15 protein-coding genes and 1 riboswitch are annotated in these 21,092 nt (G+C 65.4%); of the genes, 7 read left to right on the forward strand and 8 right to left on the reverse strand.

The window, feature by feature from the left end; all coding sequences use genetic code 11:
* Nucleotides 1-21: 21 nt before the first annotated feature.
* Nucleotides 22-1,401, reverse strand: a complete 1,380-nt coding sequence (locus DCG74_RS29615; protein WP_172782944.1) for a CmpA/NrtA family ABC transporter substrate-binding protein — start codon at nt 1,399-1,401, stop codon at nt 22-24.
* Between the two features lie 160 nt (nt 1,402-1,561).
* Here DCG74_RS29615 and DCG74_RS29620 point away from each other — a divergent pair, with 160 nt between their 5' ends.
* Nucleotides 1,562-3,496, forward strand: a complete 1,935-nt coding sequence (locus tag DCG74_RS29620) for a sigma 54-interacting transcriptional regulator (protein ID WP_172782943.1) — start codon at nt 1,562-1,564, stop codon at nt 3,494-3,496.
* 205 nt (nt 3,497-3,701) lie between these two features.
* Here the strand turns inward: DCG74_RS29620 and DCG74_RS29625 are convergent, their stop codons facing one another.
* The 3 genes from DCG74_RS29625 to DCG74_RS29635 all read right to left on the reverse strand — a co-directional run bounded on the left by DCG74_RS29625 (nt 3,702) and on the right by DCG74_RS29635 (nt 6,336).
* Nucleotides 3,702-4,580 (reverse strand): sulfurtransferase, encoded by an 879-nt coding sequence (locus DCG74_RS29625; protein WP_172782942.1) that lies wholly within the window; start codon nt 4,578-4,580, stop codon nt 3,702-3,704.
* Between the two features lie 64 nt (nt 4,581-4,644).
* Nucleotides 4,645-5,757, reverse strand: a complete 1,113-nt coding sequence (locus DCG74_RS29630) for an acyl-CoA dehydrogenase family protein (RefSeq protein WP_172782941.1) — start codon at nt 5,755-5,757, stop codon at nt 4,645-4,647.
* A 36-nt stretch (nt 5,758-5,793) separates the two neighbouring features.
* On the reverse strand, nt 5,794-6,336 hold the full coding sequence (locus tag DCG74_RS29635; protein ID WP_027576569.1) for an OsmC family protein: 543 nt from the start codon (nt 6,334-6,336) through the stop codon (nt 5,794-5,796).
* Between the two features lie 247 nt (nt 6,337-6,583).
* Between DCG74_RS29635 and DCG74_RS29640 the strand changes: the two genes are divergently transcribed.
* Nucleotides 6,584-7,231, forward strand: a complete 648-nt coding sequence (locus DCG74_RS29640) for a TetR/AcrR family transcriptional regulator (RefSeq protein ID WP_172782940.1) — start codon at nt 6,584-6,586, stop codon at nt 7,229-7,231.
* Between the two features lie 101 nt (nt 7,232-7,332).
* Here the strand turns inward: DCG74_RS29640 and DCG74_RS29645 are convergent, their stop codons facing one another.
* Nucleotides 7,333-8,604 (reverse strand): lipopolysaccharide assembly protein LapB, encoded by a 1,272-nt coding sequence (locus tag DCG74_RS29645; RefSeq protein WP_172782939.1) that lies wholly within the window; start codon nt 8,602-8,604, stop codon nt 7,333-7,335.
* Between the two features lie 218 nt (nt 8,605-8,822).
* Complete coding sequence (locus tag DCG74_RS29650) at nt 8,823-10,022, reverse strand: TrmJ/YjtD family RNA methyltransferase (RefSeq protein WP_172782938.1); 1,200 nt, start codon at nt 10,020-10,022, stop codon at nt 8,823-8,825.
* 355 nt (nt 10,023-10,377) lie between these two features.
* Here DCG74_RS29650 and DCG74_RS29655 point away from each other — a divergent pair, with 355 nt between their 5' ends.
* Entirely contained in the window at nt 10,378-11,592 is a 1,215-nt protein-coding gene (locus DCG74_RS29655) for an NADP-dependent isocitrate dehydrogenase (protein WP_172782937.1), read from the forward strand.
* 125 nt (nt 11,593-11,717) lie between these two features.
* Nucleotides 11,718-12,218, forward strand: a complete 501-nt coding sequence (locus DCG74_RS29660) for a DUF3455 domain-containing protein (protein ID WP_246708688.1) — start codon at nt 11,718-11,720, stop codon at nt 12,216-12,218.
* A 4-nt stretch (nt 12,219-12,222) separates the two neighbouring features.
* On the opposite strand, the gene DCG74_RS29665 is transcribed toward DCG74_RS29660, so the two are convergent.
* Nucleotides 12,223-13,449, reverse strand: coding sequence for a cyclic nucleotide-gated ion channel (locus DCG74_RS29665; RefSeq protein ID WP_172782936.1), 1,227 nt, complete (start codon nt 13,447-13,449; stop codon nt 12,223-12,225).
* Nucleotides 13,450-13,455: 6 nt separating this feature from the next.
* On the reverse strand, nt 13,456-16,134 hold the full coding sequence (gene alaS / locus DCG74_RS29670) for an alanine--tRNA ligase (protein WP_172782935.1): 2,679 nt from the start codon (nt 16,132-16,134) through the stop codon (nt 13,456-13,458).
* Nucleotides 16,135-16,368: 234 nt separating this feature from the next.
* A riboswitch (glycine riboswitch) is annotated at nt 16,369-16,460 on the forward strand.
* A 145-nt stretch (nt 16,461-16,605) separates the two neighbouring features.
* On the opposite strand from alaS, the gene gcvT reads away from it, so the two are divergent.
* The 3 genes from gcvT to gcvP are packed head-to-tail and all read left to right on the forward strand — an operon-like array spanning nt 16,606 to nt 21,015.
* The gene (gene gcvT, locus DCG74_RS29675) at nt 16,606-17,751 is read left to right on the forward strand and encodes a glycine cleavage system aminomethyltransferase GcvT (protein ID WP_172782934.1); all 1,146 of its coding nucleotides are present in this window, start codon (nt 16,606-16,608) and stop codon (nt 17,749-17,751) included.
* A 10-nt stretch (nt 17,752-17,761) separates the two neighbouring features.
* Complete coding sequence (gene gcvH / locus DCG74_RS29680) at nt 17,762-18,130, forward strand: glycine cleavage system protein GcvH (RefSeq protein WP_172782933.1); 369 nt, start codon at nt 17,762-17,764, stop codon at nt 18,128-18,130.
* A 17-nt stretch (nt 18,131-18,147) separates the two neighbouring features.
* Nucleotides 18,148-21,015, forward strand: coding sequence for an aminomethyl-transferring glycine dehydrogenase (gene gcvP, locus DCG74_RS29685; protein WP_172782932.1), 2,868 nt, complete (start codon nt 18,148-18,150; stop codon nt 21,013-21,015).
* Nucleotides 21,016-21,092 lie beyond the last annotated feature (77 nt).

The following is a 21,092-nucleotide window of genomic DNA, read 5'->3' on the forward strand; positions in this document are numbered from 1 at the left end:
GGGACACAAGAGCGGAGATCATCACGACGCCTTCCTGATCTTGAAGCTCGCGACGTAGTCCTCCGGCATGGCCGGATCGAACGACTTCCCCATCACCGCGAACGACTTGTAAGCACTCGCCGGCGGCGTGAGTCCCATCTCGGTCATCAGCTTCTTGGTATCGGTCGCCAGATACACCTGCTCGGCCACCGCCTTGTAATCGACGTCGCCCTTGATCTGGCCCCAGCGCTTCATTTGCGTCAGCATCCACACCGCAAAAGACTGCCAGGGGAACGGATCGAAATCGACGCGCTTGGGATCGGTCTTCACGCCACCGAGGCCGTCGGCATAGGTCCCGGTCAAAACCTGCTCCAGCACGGTGACCGGCGCGTTGATGTAGTTCGCCGGCGCGATCGCCTCGGCGATCTGCTTGCGGTTCTCCGCCTTCGAGGCGTAGGCGGTGGCATCGACGATGGCGCGCGTCAGCGCCGCGAAGCTGTTCGGCGCCGTCGTGATGAATTCGCGGCTTGCGGCAAAGCTGCAGCAGGGATGGCCGTCCCAGATCTCCTTGGAGAGCAGATGCATGAAGCCGACGCCGTCATAGATCGCGCGCTGGCAGATGTTGTCGGGCGCAAGGAAGCCGTCGATGTTGTCGGCACGCAAATTCGCCACCATCTCCGGCGGCGGCACCGAGCGCAGCTGCACGTCGGTATCGGGGTCGAGACCGTGCTCGGCCAGATAGTAGCGCAAGAGGTAATTGTGCATGGAATAGTCGAAGGGGATGGCGAATTTCAGCCCCTTCCAGTCCTTCGGATCGCGCTTGTCCTTGTGCTTGGTGGCGAGCACGATGCCCTGCCCGTTGATGTTCTCGATTGCAGGCACGGCGAAGGGAATGGCGTTGGCGCCAAGGCCAAGCGAGATCGCGATCGGCATCGGCGCCAGCATGTGCGCGGCGTCGTATTCCTTGTTGATGGTCTTGTCGCGGATCACGGCCCAGCCGGCGGTCTTCACCACTTCGACATTGAGGCCGTGCTTGGCATAGAAGCCCATTGGCGCCGCCATGATGATCGGCGTGGCGCAGGTAATTGGAATGAAGCCGACCTTGAGGTCCTTCTTCTCGGGCGCGCCGGCTTGCGCGAACACCTCGGTCGCCGTCTTGAGCGGGAAGAACTGCGACAGTGCCGCGAGCGCGGTCGATGCACCGACCGACTTCAGGAAAGCGCGCCGCGCCACGTCCTGCGGAAACATCGCGCGCATCACAGCGGAAGCGACCACGCCCTCGTAACGCTTCTCTTCGCTTGCGACCGGCTCGCAGTGCAGCGCCGTCGCCTGCTCGTGCTCAGCCGCGGAACGATGCTGGCCGCAAACACAGCCGGCTCGAAGGTTGCGATCGGGATCAAACGGATTGTCGAACGTGGACATCGGCCCTCCTGCGCGTCGTTGCGAGGAGCAATTACGCAAGGAGCATGCCATGCCCCTTCGGCCGGCCAGTGCCTTGATGACGCAGCACTTTCACCCGCACTTGGCCGCTACGAAAACTCGTGATAAACGAGATTTCGTAGTTCAATTACGAGATTTCGCAATGGCAACGACGCCAATGCCCGTCCACGACGATGTGGCCCCTGTCATCGACCCGCGCATCGCCGCCTTCGAATCCTCGGTCGAAGCGACCCTGCTGGTCGATCCCTACGGCGACCAGATCGTCGATGCCAATCCCGCCGCCTGCGCCCTGCTCGGCTACGATCGCGCCCTGTTGCGACAGACCAGGGCCAGCACGCTCCACGCCGGCGAGCTTGCCGCCCTCACCGTCTTCACCCAGGCCGTGCTGCACAAGGGCGCCTACTGGACCACGGCGCTCAATCCCCGCCACGCGACCGGGCAAGATCTCCGGCTCGAATATGCAGGCTGCCTGCTGCCGCATGACGGCCGCACGCTGCTGCTGCTGACGCTGACCGACCTCGAAGCGCGCCGCCGGCGCAATGTCGATGCTGCCGCCGAAGACCATATGCGTGGCGGCATCTCGACCTGGCAGCGGGTCGAGCGCGTATTCCAGGACATCGAGCGCGAGAACCAGTTGATCCTGCGCGCCGCCGGCGAAGGCATCTATGGCGTCAACGCCGAAGGCAAGACCACCTTCGTCAATCCCGCGGCCGAGCGGATGCTGGGTTGGACCGCCGAGGAGCTGGTCGGCAAGGAGATCCACCCGATCGTCCACCACACCCACCACGACGGCCGGCACTATCACAATCATGATTGCCCGATCTATGCGGCGTTCCGCGACGGCGCCGTGCACCAGGTCGACGGCGAGGTGTTTTGGCGCAAGGACGGCTCGCCCGCCTGGGTCGAGTACACCTCGACGCCGATCCGCGACCGCGGCGTCGTGGTCGGCGCCGTCGTGGTGTTTCGCGACGTCAGCCAGCGCCGCGAGGCCGACGAGAAGCTGCACGCCGCCCTTGCCGAGGTCGACCGGCTGCGCGAGCGGCTCGAGCTGGAGAACGCCTATCTCCAGGAGGAAATCCGCATCGAGACCAATCCGCGCGGCATCATCGGCGGCAGCGAGGCGATCCAGAAGACACTGCGCCAGGTCAAGCTGGTGGCGCCGACCACCGCGGCGGTGATGATCACCGGCGAATCCGGCACCGGCAAGGAGCTGATCGCGCGCGCCATCCACGAGGATTCCACCCGCAGCGACCGGCCGCTGATCCGGGTCAACTGCGCCGCGATCCCGCGCGAATTGTTCGAGAGCGAATTCTTCGGCCATGTCCGCGGTGCCTTCACCGGTGCAACGCGCGACCGCATCGGCCGCTTCGAGCTTGCCGACGGCGGCACACTGTTCCTCGACGAGGTCGGCGAGATCCCGCTCGAGCTGCAAGGCAAGCTGCTGCGCGTGCTGCAGGAAGGCCATTTCGAGCGTGTCGGCGAGGCGCGCACCCGCGCGGTCGACGTTCGCGTCATCGCCGCGACCAATCGCGATCTCAAGCAGGAGGTCCAGCGCGGCCGCTTTCGCGAAGACCTCTATTTCCGCCTCAACGTGTTCCCGATCGAGACTGTCCCTTTGCGCGAACGCCGTGAGGACATTCCCCTGCTCGCGCAACATTTCCTGACGCGCGAGAGCAAGGCGCTGAAATCCAACCTGCGTCTGTCGGAGGGCGATGCACGGCGGCTGACCCGTTACGACTGGCCCGGCAATGTCCGCGAACTGCAGAACGTGATCGAGCGCGCTGCGATCCTGTCGCAGAACGGCCGCCTGCGCATCGATCTGCCGGATAGTTCAGGCGCACAGGCGCCGAGCGGTTCCGCCCGCCAGAAAGCCGACGCGCGGCCTGCGATCATGACGTCATCCGAAATGCGCGACTACGAGCGCGCCAACATCCTGGCCGCGCTCGAGGCCTGCGCCGGAAAAGTGTTCGGCCCCGGCGGCGCAGCCGAGATGCTCGACATCAAGCCGACCACACTGGCCTCGCGGATCAAGGCGCTGGGAATTACGCCTCGTCCGTGGGCCACTAAAGCAGGATAGTCTTGGTCATATCGATGTGAGACGGAGAACACCTCTCCCGAAGGGAGAGGTCGGATCGCATCGATGCGATCCGGGTGAGGGGTTTCAGTCCCACCGAGTACGGCGCCCCCTCACCCGGATTGCTTAGGCGCGCAATTGCGCGCCATAGCAATCCGACCTCTCCCCGTCGGGGAGAGGTGGACCGAACTCTGCGGCGACTGGCGGCTCACGCCGCCTTGGTCGTCACGTCAGCTGCGGTCGGCAGGCCCTGCTCGATCGGCAGCGAGGGATCGCGCGACCATTCGTTCCAGGAGCCGAAATACATCCGCACGTCCTTCACGCCGGCGTTCTTCAGCGCCAGGAAGGTGTTCGAGGCACGAGCGCCCTTGAAGCAGTAGAGGTAGACCGGCGTCGTCGGCGAGATGCCGACGGTGGCGCATTCCGCCAGAATCTCGTCCTTGGACTTGAAGCGCGGGCCTTCGGCGGTCGGCTTCATCATCCGATACCATTCCAGCCAGACGGCGCCGGGAATGCGGCCCTTGCGCGGGCAGAAATCCTTGCCGTACGGAGACGAGCTGTCACCGATCCACTCGTCGACGTCGCGCACGTCGAGGATCGCGATACCCGGCTTGCCGACGGCGGCGAGCATGGTCTTGGCATCGATCAGGATCTCGCCCGCTTCAGGCACGATCGCGAACGAAGCCTTCGCCGGCGTCGGCACGTCCTTGGTCACCGGGAAGCCCGCGGCCGACCAGGCATCGAAGCCGCCATGCAGCACCTTCACCTTGGGATAGCCGAGCATGGTGAGCAGGTAATAGCCGCGGCAGGACTGGCCGAAGCCGGAGTTCATCGACTGCTCGTAGACCACGGCGGTCTCCTTGCCCGAAAGGCCGGCACCGCCGAACGCATCCGCGAATTTCGTCTTGAGCTCGGCCATGCCTTCCGGTGTCGAGGTCGCCAGGAACGTGAAGATCTCGTGCACGTTCACGGCGCCAGGCAGGTGCCCGGCGGCGTAGGCATCGGGATTGCGGGTGTCGATCACGACACACGGCTCGGTCTTCAAGAGATCGGCGAGTTCGACGGCAGTGATCAGAACGTCAGTCATGGCAGCCTCTCCGTTGAGGTTGGTGGGTCTTCGGGTGGACTCGTAAAACTTTAAGGCTCGGAACTCAGAAATCGGCGAGCATCTTGCGCAGCTGCTTGGTGGCGGGCGTGACGATCGCGACGAAATAGGCCTCGCGCAGACGCCGCTGCGCGCGGTGGCTCTTCAGGTAGCCGCGCGCGCCACAATGCAGCATCGCCGCGTGCGCCGCCGCGACGCTGGCTTCGCCGGCGCGAAGCCGCAGCGCGATCACCTTGCGCCAATAGGTCTCCTCCTCGTTGTAGGGATCGCGCGCCAGCGCCATGGCCTCGGCGTCGAGCTCGACGGCGAGATCGCGAAAGTGCACCGGCTGCTGCGGCAGATAGCGGTTGATATGACCGAGGGGATTGTCGACCTCGTCCATAATGTTGATGCAGTCCTTGATCACCCCGAGCGCCATGCCGGCCTGGAGCAGGATGAAGCCGGCGCGGATCTTCTTGACGAAGGGCCCGGCGGGATCGGCGAGGATCAGCTCATCAGGCACGAAAGCGTCGCGGAACTGCACGCCAAAAGTGCCGGTGCCGTCCATGGCGAGGAACGGCTTGCACGGCGTCAGCGTGATCGCCGGGTCCGAGCAATCGGCTAGGAACATCACAGTGCCGGGTTCGTCCTCACGCTCGAAGATGGTGCCGAAATAATGGTCGGGGCCGAGATTGGAGACCCAGGGCAGCGCACCGCGCACGATGTAGCCGCCCTCGACCTTGCGGCCCTTCAGCTTCAGCTTCTCGATGCCGAAAAAGCTCTTCATGGGATTGGAGAGCCCGGTGCCGCCGAGCACGCGACCGGTCGAGAAGGCATCGCCGAAGCGCTTGGCGAGCTTCACATTGGTGGAATTCGCCGCGTACCAAACCAGCGTGTTCTGGCACCAGGCCATGAAGGCCGTCGCCCCGCAGACCTCGCCGATCGCCGCCATCGCCTGGATCGCGCAGCGCAGATCGGCGGGGCCTTCGTGCGGCACGTGGCTGCCCCACGCTCCGACCGCGCCGAACTTGCGCAGCACCTCGGCCGGATAGACCGATCCGTCGTCGATGCCGGCGGCCAGCGGCGCGAGCTCTTCGCGCGCGATCCGCGCCACCTCGCCCGCAATGGACGGTGCGGGCTGATCCAGAACGTCGGCCCGCGATAAAGCCAGTGAACCCATGATCGTCTCCCGCACCCTGTCCTGATTGCCGCTCTGCTAGATGCCGACCTCGAGATTGACCGGCCGGGTGAAGGTGTTGGCGACCGGCGACCATTTCTTCACATGGGCGACCAGCGCGTTGATCTCGTCCGGCGAGATGCCCTCGCATTCCATGTCGACCTTGACGCGGACGTCGGTGAATCCGACCGGCTTGTCGGAGGTGTCGCCGGTGCCCCAGACCGCGGTGATGTTGAGATCGCCTTCGAGCTCGAGCTCGAGCTTGTTGACGATCCAGCCGCGGTGCACGGCGTTGGCATGCAGGCCGACCGCAAGGCACGAGCCGAGCGCGGCCAGCGAGGCTTCCGACGGATTGGGCGCAGTGTCGTCACCGAGCAGACCCGGCGGCTCGTCGACGATGTAGGGCGGCAGGTTGCGGATATAGTTGGCGTGGCGGAATTTGCCTTCCGCGACCGTCTTGCACTTCAAGGTCTTGATGACCTTCGGATTTGCCTTGCCGTTGGCAATCAGTTGCTCGAGCCCGTTCTTGTCGATGGGCGCGAGGCACCCCGTCAGCACTGTCTTCTGAACGACGGCAGTCATCAGTCTTCTCCCTGGCAGAAGTGGAAATCGGCAGGATACCGAACGGTCTGTTTCCTTGCATGGAGCGTGCCAGAGCCCGCGAAAAACAAAAGGCGAAGCTTTGGAGCCGCTTAAGCCTTCCTGCCTGCGGATTGGTCAGCCGGTCCTTGCTCAAAGGCGATGCAGACCGGCCAGGCTCTGCGAATCTTTTCAGCGCCAAACAGATGCGGCTTGCTGATGCGGCACGGCTGCGGGTAAGTTTGAGTCCATGGCAAAGACGTCATCGAGAAAGAATTCGCCCCATACTGCCGCCGCCGAGGACGAGTCGGCACGCGGTCGCCTCTTGAGCGCGGCGACGCATCTGTTCTGCAAGAACGGCATCAACGCCACCGGCATCGATGCGATCATCGAGGAGGCCGGCACCGCCAAGACCACGCTCTACAAATTGTTCGGCTCCAAGACCAACCTCGTCAACGCGGTGCTGGAGAGCGAAGGCAAGCAATGGCGCGAATGGTTCATCGGCGCCATGGAGCAAGGCGGCGGCGATGCGCAGGCGAAGCTGACGCGCATCTTCCCCGCACTGAAGAGCTGGTTCGCCGAAGAGCGCTTCTACGGCTGCCCCTTCATCAACGCCGTCGGCGAGCACGACAAGGACGCAAAACAGTTCCGCAACATCGCGCTGAAGCACAAGAAGATCGTGCTCGGCCACATCGAGAAGCTCGCCGGCGAGCTCGGCTCAGCCGAGCCCGCGGTGCTGGCGCATCAGCTCGGCCTCATCATCGACGGCGCCATCGTCGCCGCGATGATCTCGCGCGACCCGGGCGTCGCGGATACGGCGGCGCTCACGGCCGGCCCCCTGCTCGGCCAGGCGAAGGCGAAGAAGAAGCGCGCGGCGGATCAGCTGGAGGCGGTCTAAACGCGCTGGTCTCGTAGCCCGCATGGAGCGCAGCGGATGCGGGAACACTGTCCCGGATTGCGCTTTGCTCGTTCCAAGCTGGGAAGACTCTACGCCGCAAATCAGGGTTTCGTTTCGAGCTTGTGAAGCTCGGCGTTAGCCGCGGCCCATTCCACAAAGCGCTTCGGACACTCGTCCGCGGCTGCGCGCATCAGGCGCACGGCTTGATCAGCTCCCCGCTGTAGCGCCAGCTCGCCAGCATAGAAGTTCGCTTCGCAGACCTGCTCCCTTGTCTTCCGCGTGGAGTCATCTTGCGCGAACTTGAGCAATGCTTCGAAAGTGATCTCGCCCAGGAAGAAGCGAACGATGGGCGCGGGCCAACGTGACGGGTCGATCAGCTTTGCGGCTTCACCGAGCTCACTCCCGCTGCCGCTCTTTCGCTGCGCGAGATCGAACCACAGCTGCGTGTAGGCATCCTTCCGGTCCAGTTCGTTCGATCGACGAAGGTCGGCAAGTGCCTCCGTCAGATGGCCGGATTGGAAGTGGACGGCCCCACGCAAGCGATGGAAGCTGGGGTTATTGGGATTGATCTCGATTGCCAGGTCCAGGTCCGATAATGCCTTTCCGAGATCGCCTTGGACCTGAAAAACCCTGGCTCGGCCGACATAAGGCCGCGGGTCCTTCGGGTTAAGCTGGACCGCGCGGTCGAAGTCGGACAATGAAAGATCGGTCTGGCCCCGCGCGAGATAGATGTCGGCCCGGCAGAATTGGCCGATCCAATGGTCCGGGCCGATCACGATCGCCCGCGCACAATCGGCTAAGGCGCGATCCGACTCGCCCCTTGTCTCATAGGCAAAGCTGCGGCCGATAAGGGCATGGACATTATCTGGATGTATCCGAAGGGCCCGGTCATAGTCGATGATCGCGCGATCGACATCGTCCTTCAGGTTCAGCCGCGCACGCCCAAGATACGCATAGGTATTGTTGCGATCGAGCTCGATGACCTTGTCGTAATCCGCAAGCGCGGCTTCGTGGTCGCGCCTCTGGACGTATATGGAAGCCCTCGCGAGGCGCGCGTTCAGATTGCCCGGATTACGCTCAATGATCTCGTTGTAGTCCGCTATCGCAGGGTCGATCTCGCCCTTCTGGCGGTAGAACATGGCGCGGCGGAAGCGCGCCATGACCACACCTTGCTGCATGCCCGTCCCCGCCGCCTGAACGATGGCGGTGCAGCCTGCGATCCTGTCATCGATGCTGAAATTGCCGGCCGCGTTACACTTGGAAGCCAACGGCATTTCCGCGCGAGCGCCTGATATCTCGAGCAAGGCAGTCAGCGCCAAAACACCGAAGCCTGCTGCCGCACAAATGAGTGTGCGGCCCACCATTCCAAACATGCAGTCCCCATCTCAATTCCCGGGGACTTCATAGCAACCGATTGCGCGTCTGCACAGCCTTTGGTTGCGGCACAAGGCGCAACTCGGGCGAGGATGAAGGTCTCGTAGGGTGGGCAAAGGCGCGCAGCGCCGTGCCCACCATCTCTATCAGCGTCGTCGATAGACATGGTGGGCACGCTTCGCTTTGCCCACCCTACGAGACCTCCACCCGACGAAACCTACGCACCCTGCTCGATCATCCCCTGCAGCCGCACCAGCTCCGCCTCGAGATCGCGCTCCACATCCGCCGCGCGAATGTCGAGCACCCGGTAGTCGCGCGCTTCGAGCCACGCCCGCCGCCCCGCCCGGTCCGCCGCGATCGCCTCGCCCTCGCCCGGGTTCACCAGCTCGATCGCGATCCGGTGCGGGAAGGAGACGAAGTCGGGGATGTGGCGCCCCACCGGGGTCTGGCGCTTGAACCCACCTGCGAAGCGGCGGTCGCGGGTGAGCGCCTGCCACAACAGTCGCTCGGCGTCGGTCGGGTTGCGGCGGAGCAGGCGAGCGAGGCCGCGCACGGTCGAGCCGCTGTCGGAGACGCCACCGCCCTGCCCGTGCTCGGCCAGCAGCGCGCGCAGGCGCGTGGCCTGCTCGCCGTCGAGCACGCCGCCCTTGGCCGGACCCTTGCGCCCCTCGGCGATCGCCATGATCACGCCGTGCAGGGTGTGCATGTCCTGCTTGGTCGGCTCCATCCGGGTGAAGATGTTGCGCAGGTTCACCAGCATGGTGTCGCGCTTCTCGGCCGGGCGCAAAAACTCGACCTTGTCGAGCTCGCGCACGAGGTTGTCGAAGAAGGCCTGCATCTGGTGCTGCGAGGCGCGCTCGGAGCGCTCCGGCATGGCGTGCGGCAGTTCGCCGGATGTCGCCCGCTTGAACCATTCATAGCCGATCAGCAGCACGGCCTGGGCGAGGTTGAGCGAGGCAAAGCCCGGATTGACCGGAAAGGTGATGATGCGGTTGGAGAGCCCGACCTCCTCGTTGGTCAGGCCCCAGCGCTCGCGGCCGAACAGGATGCCGGCCCTGCCGCCGGTCGCGACGTGCCCGGCGATCTCGGCCGCTGCAGCATCCGGCCCGACCACGGGCTTGGCCTGGTCGTGGGGACGCGCGGTGGTGGCGAACAGCAGGTCGAGGTCGGCGACCGCCTCTTCGACCGTGCTGAACAATTCGACCGTTTCCAGGATGTGGTCGGCGCCGGCCGCAGCCCGCTGGGCCGCGATGTTGGGCCAGCCGTCCCGGGGGTTGACGATGCGCAGGGCGCCGAGGGCAAAATTGCCCATGGCGCGCGCGGCCATGCCGATGTTCTCGCCGAGCTGCGGCTCGACCAGGATCACGATGGGACCGTCGAGGGAAAGGCCGGCTTTGCTCTTGTCAGTCCCCGACATCTCGCTCTGCTTTCACACTGTCTCTCAAGGCCTTGGCGAGGCCATCTTCAGGAATTGATTCAAGCCGGTCGTTCGAACTGGTCTTGGGCCGGCTCGGGCGCTGTCCGCCTGTCGTTTGCCTGTCCTGACAAAATTCTCAAGGGAAATAACGGCTTGGATTCGACTTTTGAAACTCGCCTGGAACGTGAGGCCGGCCCCGGCAGCGGCCCGGCCCGCCGCTTCCCGCCTGCGCAAGCTGGATGAGCTAAAAGTGCATAATCCCTTGGCTTTCGCCCGCCGCGCGGCGGTGCTAAGAGGCGGCGGATATTCACGCTGGCGCGCCAAAAGCGCCGTTCCCAAGAGGGCTTCCCCGATCATGGCAAAAATCAAGGTATCCAATCCCGTCGTCGAACTCGATGGCGACGAGATGACCCGGATCATCTGGCAGTACATCAAGGACAAGCTGATCAACCCGTTCCTGGATGTCGAGCTGCTCTATTTCGACCTGGGCATGGAATACCGCGACCACACCAACGATCAGGTGACCATCGACGCCGCCGAGGCGATCAAGAAGGTCGGCGTCGGCGTCAAGTGCGCCACCATCACCCCCGACGAGGCCCGGGTGAAGGAGTTCAACCTCAAGCAGATGTGGAAGTCGCCGAACGGCACCATCCGCAACATCCTCGGCGGCGTGATCTTCCGCGAGCCGATCATCTGCAAGAACGTGCCGCGCCTGGTTCCCGGCTGGACCAAGCCGATCATCATCGGCCGCCACGCCTATGGCGATCAGTACCGCGCCACCGACATCAAGTTCCCCGGCAAGGGCACCCTCTCGCTGAAGTTCGTCGGCGAGGACGGCACCGTGATCGAGAAGGAAGTGTTCAAGGCGCCCGGCGCCGGCGTCGCGATGGAGATGTACAATCTCGACGATTCCATCATCGACTTCGCCCGCGCCTCCTTCAATTACGGCCTGCTCCGTAATTACCCGGTGTACCTGTCGACCAAGAACACGATCCTCAAGGTCTATGACGGGCGCTTCAAGGACATCTTCCAGGACATCTTCGACCGCGAGTTCAAGAAGGAGTTCGACGCCAAGGGCCTGACCTACGAGCACCGCCTGATCGACGACATGGTCGCCTCGGCGCTGAAATGGTCCGGTGGCTATGTCTGGGCCTGCAAGAACTACGACGGCGACGTGCAGTCCGACACGGTCGCGCAGGGCTACGGCTCGCTCGGCCTGATGACCTCGGTGCTGCTGACCCCCGACGGCAAGACCGTTGAGGCCGAAGCCGCCCACGGCACCGTGACCCGTCACTACCGCGAGCACCAGAAGGGCAAGGAGACCTCGACCAACTCGATCGCGTCGATCTTCGCCTGGACCCGTGGCCTCGCCCACCGCGCCAAGCTCGACAACAATGCCGAGCTCGCCAAGTTCGCCGCCACGCTGGAGAAGGTCTGCGTCGACACCGTCGAGGCCGGCTACATGACCAAGGACCTCGCGCTCCTGGTCGGCGCCGACCAGCGCTGGCTCTCGACCACCGGCTTCCTCGACAAGGTCGCCGAGAACCTGACCAAGGAGCTGGCGGCGTAAGCTACCTGCCCCACCCGTCATTGCGAGCGCAGCGAAGCAATCCAGGATCCCTCCGCGGGGACAGTCTGGATTGCTTCGTCGCAAGAGCTCCTCGCAATGACGAGACCGTTGATCGAGGACCGTGCATGCCATCATTCATGAGCGTTGCGTTCGCGGTCTTCGCGCTGGCGAGTGCCCCTGCGCTGGCCGCCGAGCCGCTACCCAACGCCATCGCCGCCCCCGGCGAGACCATCGTGCTCAGCGTCCACGCCGAGGGCGCGCAGGTCTATGAGTGCAAGTCAGCCGCCGACGGCAAGCTCGCCTGGGCCTTCCGCGAGCCCGTCGCGACGCTGCTGTCTGAAGGCAAGACCGTTGGCCGCCACTATGCCGGCCCGAACTGGGAGCTCGCCGACGGTAGCGCCGTGGTCGGCAAGGCCGTCGGCAACGCACCGGGCGCAACGCCTGCCGATATCCCGTGGCTCAAGCTGGAAGTCGCCGCCCGCCGCGGCAGCGGCACGCTGACGCCGGTCACCACGGTCCAGCGCATCAACACCCATGGCGGCAAGCTCGACGGCGCTTGCGACAAGGCCGGCGAATTCAAAAGCGCGCCCTACGCGGCCGATTACGTCTTCCTGAAGAAGGGCTGACCGCTTAGCGGTCGGTGCCTTCCTTCTCCGCCTGCGCGAGCTCGGCGAGCGCGAGATCGCCGGTATCGGCGAGCCGCGCCTTTGCGGTTTCGTGGACGTGGGCAGCCAGCGTCGGCATGCGCGCGATCAGGGCATGAAAATCCTGGGCATCGAGCACGAGCAGCCGCGTCTTGCGCGTTGCCGTCACCGTGCCGCTGCGCTTCGTCTTGTGCAGCAGCGCGATCTCGCCGAAGAAGGTGCCGTCGGCGAGGCGCACATGCTGGTTCGGCAGCGCGATCTCGACCTCGCCGGCGGTGATGAAATACATCGACGAGGCGACATCGCCCCGTCGCACCAGGATCTCGCCCTGCTCGATGGTGCGCGCCCTGAGCAGGCGCATGATGTCGGCGATCTCCGCGGCGGAGAGGTGCGAGAACAGCGGCACCCGCGCCAGCATGCCCCAGGTGACGACGAAATCGCGCCGCTTCACCTCTTCGGCGAAGGCGGTCGAGATGATCGCGACCGGCAGCGCGATCATGGCAAAGCCTGCGATGATCGCGAAGGTCGAGACGAACTTGCCGAGCGGCGTCACCGGCACGACATCGCCATAGCCGACGGTGCCGAGCGTCACGATCGCCCACCACATCGCCTGCGGGATGGTGCCGAGCTTGTCGGGCTGCACGTCGCGCTCGATGGCGTAGAGCAGCGAGGCGAAGGTCAACACGGCGCCGATCAGGATGACGATGCAGCCGATCAGCGCGCGCCGCTCGGCATGCACCGCGGCGAGCAGCGAGCGCATCGCCGGCGAGTACCGTATCAGCTTGAAGAACGGCAGCACGCCGAGCGCTGCCAACGTCGCGTGCCGTCCCGTCGCGAGCACGATTGCCGCCGGCAGGAACGCCATCAGGTCGATGATGCCGAGCGCCGAGAAGACGTAGCCCAGCCGGTCGGACAGCGCCGAGCCCTTGCGCGGCGTATGGCCGGCCACGGTCCACAGCCGCGCCGCATATTCCAGCGCGAACACGATCACCGACAGGATGGTGATGCCCGCGAACAGCGTGCCGAACCGCGCGTCGAGCTCCGGCACCGAGGCGAGGATCATCGCGGCGACGTTGAGCACGATGACGCCGATGATGACCTGGATGAAGCGCGACCCGACCGAATAGGCCAAGGGGTCGTGCTCCAGCAATTCGTAGAGGCGATCCCTCAAGTCCGGATCGGAAAGCCCACGTCCTCGCGGAACGAGGCGCATGGGCCTTTAAGCGCCTGCCATCGCTTTTTCGATCGCGCTCAAGGCTTCGGACGCCTTGGCGCCATCGGGGCCGCCGGCCTGGGCCATGTCGGGCCGGCCGCCGCCGCCCTTGCCGCCGAGCGCCTCGGAGGCGATGCGCACCAGATTGACGGCGTTGAAGCGCGCGGTGAGGTCCTGCGTGACGCCGACCACGATTCCGGCCTTGCCGTCCTCAGTGACGCCGACGATGGCGACGACGCCCGAGCCGATCTGCTTCTTGCCGTCGTCGGCAAGGCTCTTGAGATCCTTCATCTCGATGCCTTCCACCGCACGCGCCATCAGCTTGACGCCGCCGGCCTCGCGCACGCCCGACGCTGCGCCGTTGCCGGCGGAGGCACCGCCGCCCATCGCCAGCTTCTTGCGGGCATCGGAGAGCTCGCGCTCGAGCTTCTTGCGCTCCTCCATCAGAGCGGCGATGCGCGCCGGCACGTCGTCGAGCGAGGTGCGCAGCTCGTTCGCCGCGGTCTTTGCCAGGGCCATGGTGTCGTTGGCGTGTTTTCGCGCGTAGTTGCCCGTCAGTGCCTCGATACGGCGCACGCCGGAGGCGACCGCGCTTTCGCTCGTGACCGTGATCAGGCCGATATCGCCGGTGCGCTTCACATGGGTGCCGCCGCAGAGCTCGACCGACCAGCCGAGCGCGTTGGCGCCGCGCTCGCGCGCGGTCCTGCCCATCGAGACGACGCGGACCTCGTCGCCATATTTCTCGCCGAACAGCGCGCGCGCCCCGGCCTCGCGGGCCTCGTCGACGCCCATGACGCGCGTGGTGACCTCGTCGTTCTCCAGCACCACGTCGTTGGCGATGTCCTCGACCCGGGCGAGCTCCTCGGCCGTGATCGGCTTCGGATGCACGAAGTCGAAGCGCAGCCGATCCGGCGCGACCATCGAGCCGCGCTGGGCGATGTGATCGCCGAGCACCTGGCGCAGCGCCTCGTGGATGATGTGGGTCGCGGAGTGATGGGCGCGGATGGTCGAGCGCCTGGAATGATCGACCTCGAGCTGCAGCGCCGTGCCGAGCTTCAACTCGCCACTCTCGACCGTGCCGATATGGACGAAGAGATCGCCGAGCTTCTTCTGCGTATCGGTGACGCGGACCTTGATGCCGCCCTCGCCCGAGAGCACGCCGGTATCGCCGACCTGGCCGCCCGACTCCGCATAGAACGGCGTCTGGTTCAGCAGAAGCGCGCCGGTCTCGCCGGCCTTGAGGCTCGCAACCTCGGCGCCGTCCTTGACCAGCGCGGAGACCACGCCTTCGGCGCTCTCGGTCTCGTAGCCGAGGAATTCGGTGGCGCCGAGCTTCTCGCGCAGCGGGAACCAGATCGCTTCGGACGCGGCCTCACCCGAGCCTTTCCAGGACTCGCGCGCCTTGGCCTTCTGGCGCTCCATCGCGTCGGTGAACGCCGCCTGGTCAACGCCGATGCCGCGCGACTTCAGCGCGTCCTGCGTCAGATCGAGCGGGAAGCCGTAGGTGTCGTACAGCGTGAAGGCGACGTCGCCGTCGAACATGTCGCCTTTCTTCAAGGACGCGCTCTTCTCGTCGAGGATGGCCAAGCCGCGCGAAAGAGTCTTGCGGAAGCGGGTCTCTTCCAGCCGCAGCGTTTCCTCGATCAGCTTTTCCGCGCGCATCAATTCCGGATAGGCCTGGCCCATCTCGCGCACCAGCGCCCAGACCAGGCGATGCATCAGCGGCTCCTTGGCGCCGAGCAGCTGCGCATGGCGCATCGCGCGGCGCATGATGCGGCGCAACACATAGCCGCGGCCCTCGTTCGAGGGCAGCACGCCGTCGGAGACGAGGAAGGCCGAGGAGCGCAAATGGTCGGCGATGACGCGGAACGAGGCGGCATTCTGCGCGGTCGGGCCGCTGCCGAGCGCGGACGCGGTGGCCTCGATCAGGTTGCGGAACAGGTCGGTCTCGAACACGCTCTCGACGCCCTGGAGGATGCAGGCCATGCGCTCCAGGCCCATGCCGGTGTCGATCGAGGGACGCGGCAGACCGACGCGCTCCTCCTTCGTCACCTGCTCGTATTGCATGAACACGAGATTCCAGAATTCGAGGAAGCGATCGCCGTCCTCTTCCGGCGAGCCGGGAGGTCCGCCCCAGATGTGCTCGCCGCGGTCGATGAAGATCTCCGAGCACGGGCCGCACGGCCCGGTGTCGCCCATCGCCCAGAAATTGTCCGAGGTCGGAATGCGGATGATGCGGTCCTCGGAGAAGCCGGCGATCTTCTTCCACAGACCCGCCGCCTCGTCGTCGGTGTGATAGACGGTGACGAGCAGCTTGTCCTTCTTCAGCCCGAACTCCTTGGTGATCAGCTTCCAGGCGAGCTCGATCGCGCGCTCCTTGAAGTAATCGCCGAACGAGAAATTGCCGAGCATCTCGAAGAAGGTGAGATGGCGCGCGGTGTAGCCGACATTGTCGAGGTCGTTGTGCTTGCCGCCGGCGCGCACGCATTTCTGCGAGGTGGTGGCGCGCTGGTAGGGCCGCTTCTCGACGCCGGTGAAGACGTTCTTGAACTGCACCATGCCGGCATTGGTGAACATCAACGTCGGGTCGTTGCGCGGCACGAGTGGCGAGGACGGCACGATCTCGTGGCCGTTCTCGGCAAAGTAGTTCAGAAAGGTCGACCTGATCTCGTTGACGCCGCTCATGTTCATCCAATCGGGTATGCTTGGGCCCGCTTCTCGCCGTCCAAACCGGACCGTTCAGGCTGATATCTGCGGGCCAAAGCGCTTTTAGACAAGGCCAGCTTCGCTGTCCAGAAACTGTGCAGGGAGATCAGAGGGTTGCCGCAGGCGCTCAATCCCCTTGCAATCCCGTTGGATAGGACGTGCGGACGCGTTGACAGGCTTGGCTCCCCTGTGGTCTCTACCCATCTGTATCGTACGGCCACGTCGGGAGAGACCGGCTACTAGTTAGCCGGCGCCGAAGGAGCAACCGCCCCGGAAACTCTCAGGCAAAAGGACCGCGTGGCTTTGACAGCATCTGGAAAGAGGCGCCGACGGGTGTAGACCCGGACAGCGTCCGCCGACGGGATAATACTCTCAGGCACAGCGACAGATGGGGCTTCGACTGGTGTCCATCGGGGAATCCTCCCCGGGGAACCGCCGAGGGCCCTCAAGATGCTAGCTCACGACCAAGACTCCCTGAAACGCACCCCCCTCTACGACCTCCACGTGTCCCTGGGCGGCAAGATGGTGCCGTTCGCGGGCTACGACATGCCCGTGCAGTACCCCGCGGGCGTGCTGAAGGAGCACCTCCATACCCGCACCAAAGCGGGCCTTTTCGACGTCTCCCACATGGGCCAGCTCGCGCTTCGGCCGAAGTCCGGCAAGGTGGAAGACGCTGCCCGCGCGCTGGAGCGGCTAGTGCCGCAGGATATCGTGGCGATCGCCGCGGGGCGGCAGCGCTACGCCCAGTTCACCAACGAAGACGGCGGCATTCTCGACGATCTCATGGTCGCCAATTTCGGCGATCACCTGTTCCTGGTGGTCAACGCCGCCTGCAAGGCCGAGGACGAGGCACATCTGCGCGCCAACCTGTCCGACGACTGCGTGATCGAGCAGCTTGCCGACCGCGCGCTGATCGCGCTGCAGGGTCCGAAGGCCGAAGCGGCGCTGGCGAAACTCTGTGCAGAGGCGCCGGCCATGACATTCATGGACGCCGGGCCGCACGAGGTCGCCGGCATCAAGTGTTTCGTCTCGCGCTCCGGCTACACCGGCGAGGACGGCTTCGAGATCTCGGTTCCATCAGGCGATGCCGAACGCCTCGCAAAAATGCTGCTGGCAAATCCCGACGTGCTCGCGATTGGCCTCGGGGCCCGCGACAGCCTGCGGCTGGAAGCCGGGCTCTGCCTGTACGGCCACGACATCGACACCACGACCACGCCGGTCGAGGCCGCGCTGGAATGGTCGGTGCAAAAAAGCCGCCGCACCGGCGGAGCGCGCGCCGGCGGCTTTCCCGGCGCTGCGAAGATCCTCGCCCATTTCGATAACGGCGCATCCCGCCGCCGCGTCGGCCTGCTCGCCCTGGGCCGCGCGCCAGTGCGCGAGGGCGCGCTGCTGTTTGCCGACGCTGCGGGTGGCGAGCCGATCGGACAAGTCACGTCGGGCGGTTTCGGCCCGAGCCTGAGCGCGCCGGTCGCGATGGGCTACGTGCCTGTGAGCCTCGCTGCGCTCGGCACAAAGCTCTTCGCCGAGGTGCGCGGCCAGCGGCTGCCCTTGCAGATTGCTGCAATGCCCTTCGTCAAAAACACCTACAAACGCTGAGGACGAGACAATGACCACGACGCTGTACACTTCCGACCATGAATGGCTCGCCATCGACGGCGACACCGCCACGGTCGGCATCACCGATTACGCCCAGCAGCAGCTCGGCGACGTCGTGTTCGTCGAATTGCCCAAGGTCGGCCGCAGCTTGAAGAAAGCCGAAGCCGCCGCCGTCGTGGAGTCGGTGAAGGCCGCCTCCGACGTCTACGCCCCTGTTACGGGCGAAGTGCTCGAGACCAACGAGGCCCTCGCCGCCGAGCCGGCGCTGATCAATTCGGATGCGCAAGGCGCGGCCTGGTTCTTCAAGATCAAGATTGCCGACAAAAGCGAGCTCGGCGGCCTCATGGATGAAGCCGCCTACAAGGCGCATACGGCTTAAGGACGATGGAGCAAGCGATGACCGCGCACCGCAAGACCAACGGCGACACCGCCGCCAGTTTCGTTCGCCGCCATATCGGCCCATCCGCGCGCGACGTCACCGCAATGCTGGAGGCCGTCAGCGCCAAGAGCGTCGATGCACTGATGGCGGAGACGCTGCCGGCCTCGATCCGGCAGACCTCCCCGCTCGATCTCGGCAAGCCGCTGAGCGAGACCGAGGCGATCGCGCATATGGCCGAGCTCGCAAGCCAGAACCAGGTCTTCACCTCGCTGATCGGCCAGGGCTATTCCGGCACCATCCTGCCCGCGGTGATCCAGCGCAACATCCTGGAGAACCCGGCCTGGTACACGGCCTACACGCCCTACCAGCCCGAGATCAGCCAGGGCCGGCTGGAAGCGCTGTTCAACTTCCAAACCATGATCTGCGACCTCACCGGGCTCGACGTCGCCAACGCCTCGCTGCTCGATGAAGCCACCGCGGCGGCCGAAGCCATGGCGCTCGCCGAGCGCCACTCGCAGGTCAAGGCCAAGGCCTTCTTCGTCGACAAGGACGTGCATCCTCAGACGCTGGCGGTGATGCGCACCCGCGCCGAGCCGCTGGGGTGGTCTCTGGTCGTCGGCGACCCCCTCACCGATCTCGACAAATCAGACGTGCTCGGCGCGCTGCTGCAATATCCGGGCTCTTCGGGCGCGCTGCGCGACCTCAGGCCGGCGATCGCCGCGCTGAAGGCCAAGGGCGCGCTCGCCATCGTCGCCGCGGACCTCTTGGCGCTGACCTTGCTCGCCTCGCCCGGCGAGTTAGGTGCCGACATCGCCATCGGCTCGGCGCAGCGCTTTGGCGTGCCGATGGGCTACGGCGGACCGCACGCCGCCTATATGGCGGTGCGCGATGCGTTGAAGCGCTCGCTGCCCGGCCGCATCGTCGGCCTTTCCGTGGATTCACGCGGGGCGCCGGCCTATCGGCTCGCGCTGCAGACCCGCGAGCAGCACATCCGCCGCGAGAAGGCGACCTCCAACATCTGCACCGCGCAGGTGCTGCTCGCCGTGATCGCCTCGATGTATGCGGTCTATCACGGCCCCGAGGGCCTGGCGCAGATCGCGCGCAACGTGCATCGCCGCGCCGCCGTGCTCGCAACCGGCTTGCGCAAGCTCGGCTTTGCGCCTGACAGCGAGACCTTCTTCGACACGCTCAGCGTCGATGCCGGCGGCAAGCGCGAGGAGATCGTCGCGCGCGCGCTCGCCGAGAAGATCAATCTCGGCGTCGGTGATACCGCGCTTCGCATCGCACTCGACGAGACCACGACGCCCGCGACGGTCGAAGCGGTCTGGCGCGCCTTCGGCGGCAAGCTTGCCTATGCCGAGATCGACGCCGAGACGCGCGAGGCGCTGCCGGACGAATTGAAGCGCGCCACGGCCTTCCTGACCCATCCGGTCTTCCATGCGCATCGCTCGGAGACCGACATGCTGCGCTACATGCGCAAGCTCAGTGATCGCGACCTCGCGCTCGACCGCGCCATGATCCCGCTGGGATCGTGCACCATGAAGCTGAACGCGACCACCGAGATGATGCCGCTGACCTGGCCGGAATTTGCCACGCTGCATCCGTTCGCCCCGCGCGAGCAGGCCAAGGGCTACCACGCGCTGTTCGCGCGGCTGGAGAAATGGCTCTGCGACATCACCGGCTATGACGCGATCTCGCTGCAGCCGAACTCGGGCGCGCAGGGCGAATATGCCGGGCTGCTCGCGATACGGGGCTACCATGCCGCGCGCGGACAGAGCCATCGCAAGATCTGCCTGATCCCCTCTTCCGCCCACGGCACCAATCCGGCTTCGGCCGCGATGGTCGGCATGGACGTGGTGGTGGTGTCTTGCGAGAAGAACGGCGACGTCGACGTCAATGATCTCCGCGCCAAGGCGGAGAAGCATGCGAACGATCTCGCCGCGGTGATGATCACCTATCCCTCGACCCACGGCGTGTTCGAGGAGCACATCCGCGATATCTGCGACATCGTGCACGGCCATGGCGGCCAGGTGTATCTCGACGGCGCCAACCTCAACGCGCAGGTCGGCCTCAGCAGGCCCGGCGAATACGGCGCCGACGTCAGCCATCTCAATCTGCACAAGACCTTCTGCATCCCGCATGGCGGCGGCGGCCCCGGCATGGGCCCGATCGGCGTCAAAGCGCATCTTGCCCCGTTCCTTCCCGGACACCCGACGACGCAAGCGGATGCGCCGGTCGGTCCGGTCTCGGCCGCGCCGTTCGGCTCGGCCTCGATCCTCACCATCTCTTACATCTACATCCTGATGATGGGCGGCGAAGGCCTGAAGCGCGCCACCGAGATCGCGATCCTCAACGCCAATTACATCGCAGCGCGTCTCGATCCGCATTTCCCGGTGCTCTACAAGAACGAGAAGGGCCGCGTCGCGCATGAGTGCATCGTCGATCCGCGTCCGCTCAAGACGACCAGCGGCGTCACCGTCGACGACATCGCAAAGCGCCTGATCGATTACGGCTTCCACGCTCCGACCATGAGCTTCCCGGTGCCGGGCACGCTGATGATCGAGCCGACCGAGTCGGAGTCGAAAGCCGAGCTGGATCGTTTCTGCGATGCCATGATCGCGATCCGGAAAGAAATCGCCGAGGTCGAGGCCGGCCGTTTCAAGATCGAAGCCTCGCCCCTGCGCCACGCCCCGCACACCGTGCACGACATCGCCGACGACGATTGGAAGCGCGCCTACACCCGCTCTGAGGGTTGCTTCCCCGACGGCGTCTCGCGCACCGACAAATATTGGTGCCCGGTCGGCCGTGTCGACAACGTCTACGGCGACCGCAACCTCGTGTGCTCCTGCCCGCCGGTCAGCGATTACGCAGAAGCCGCGGAGTAGGATTTGTAGGGTGGGTTAACGGGCGGTCGCGCGAAGCGCAGGCCGCCCGCGTAACCCACCACTTCAGCTTTCGCGGA

Source organism: Bradyrhizobium sp. WBAH42 (genome assembly GCF_024585265.1).
Lineage (GTDB): Bacteria > Pseudomonadota > Alphaproteobacteria > Rhizobiales > Xanthobacteraceae > Bradyrhizobium.

Bases quoted from the DNA above. Each gene is read 5' to 3' on its own strand.
- DCG74_RS29615 (WP_172782944.1), bottom strand. From the start codon at position 1,401: ATGTCCACGTTCGACAATCCGTTTGATCCCGATCGCAACCTTCGAGCC.
- DCG74_RS29620 (WP_172782943.1), top strand. From the start codon at position 1,562: ATGGCAACGACGCCAATGCCCGTCCACGACGATGTGGCCCCTGTCATC.
- DCG74_RS29625 (WP_172782942.1), bottom strand. From the start codon at position 4,580: ATGACTGACGTTCTGATCACTGCCGTCGAACTCGCCGATCTCTTGAAG.
- DCG74_RS29630 (WP_172782941.1), bottom strand. From the start codon at position 5,757: ATGGGTTCACTGGCTTTATCGCGGGCCGACGTTCTGGATCAGCCCGCA.
- DCG74_RS29635 (WP_027576569.1), bottom strand. From the start codon at position 6,336: ATGACTGCCGTCGTTCAGAAGACAGTGCTGACGGGGTGCCTCGCGCCC.
- DCG74_RS29640 (WP_172782940.1), top strand. From the start codon at position 6,584: ATGGCAAAGACGTCATCGAGAAAGAATTCGCCCCATACTGCCGCCGCC.
- DCG74_RS29645 (WP_172782939.1), bottom strand. From the start codon at position 8,604: ATGTTTGGAATGGTGGGCCGCACACTCATTTGTGCGGCAGCAGGCTTC.
- DCG74_RS29650 (WP_172782938.1), bottom strand. From the start codon at position 10,022: ATGTCGGGGACTGACAAGAGCAAAGCCGGCCTTTCCCTCGACGGTCCC.
- DCG74_RS29655 (WP_172782937.1), top strand. From the start codon at position 10,378: ATGGCAAAAATCAAGGTATCCAATCCCGTCGTCGAACTCGATGGCGAC.
- DCG74_RS29660 (WP_246708688.1), top strand. From the start codon at position 11,718: ATGCCATCATTCATGAGCGTTGCGTTCGCGGTCTTCGCGCTGGCGAGT.
- DCG74_RS29665 (WP_172782936.1), bottom strand. From the start codon at position 13,449: ATGCGCCTCGTTCCGCGAGGACGTGGGCTTTCCGATCCGGACTTGAGG.
- alaS (WP_172782935.1), bottom strand. From the start codon at position 16,134: ATGAGCGGCGTCAACGAGATCAGGTCGACCTTTCTGAACTACTTTGCC.
- gcvT (WP_172782934.1), top strand. From the start codon at position 16,606: ATGCTAGCTCACGACCAAGACTCCCTGAAACGCACCCCCCTCTACGAC.
- gcvH (WP_172782933.1), top strand. From the start codon at position 17,762: ATGACCACGACGCTGTACACTTCCGACCATGAATGGCTCGCCATCGAC.
- gcvP (WP_172782932.1), top strand. From the start codon at position 18,148: ATGACCGCGCACCGCAAGACCAACGGCGACACCGCCGCCAGTTTCGTT.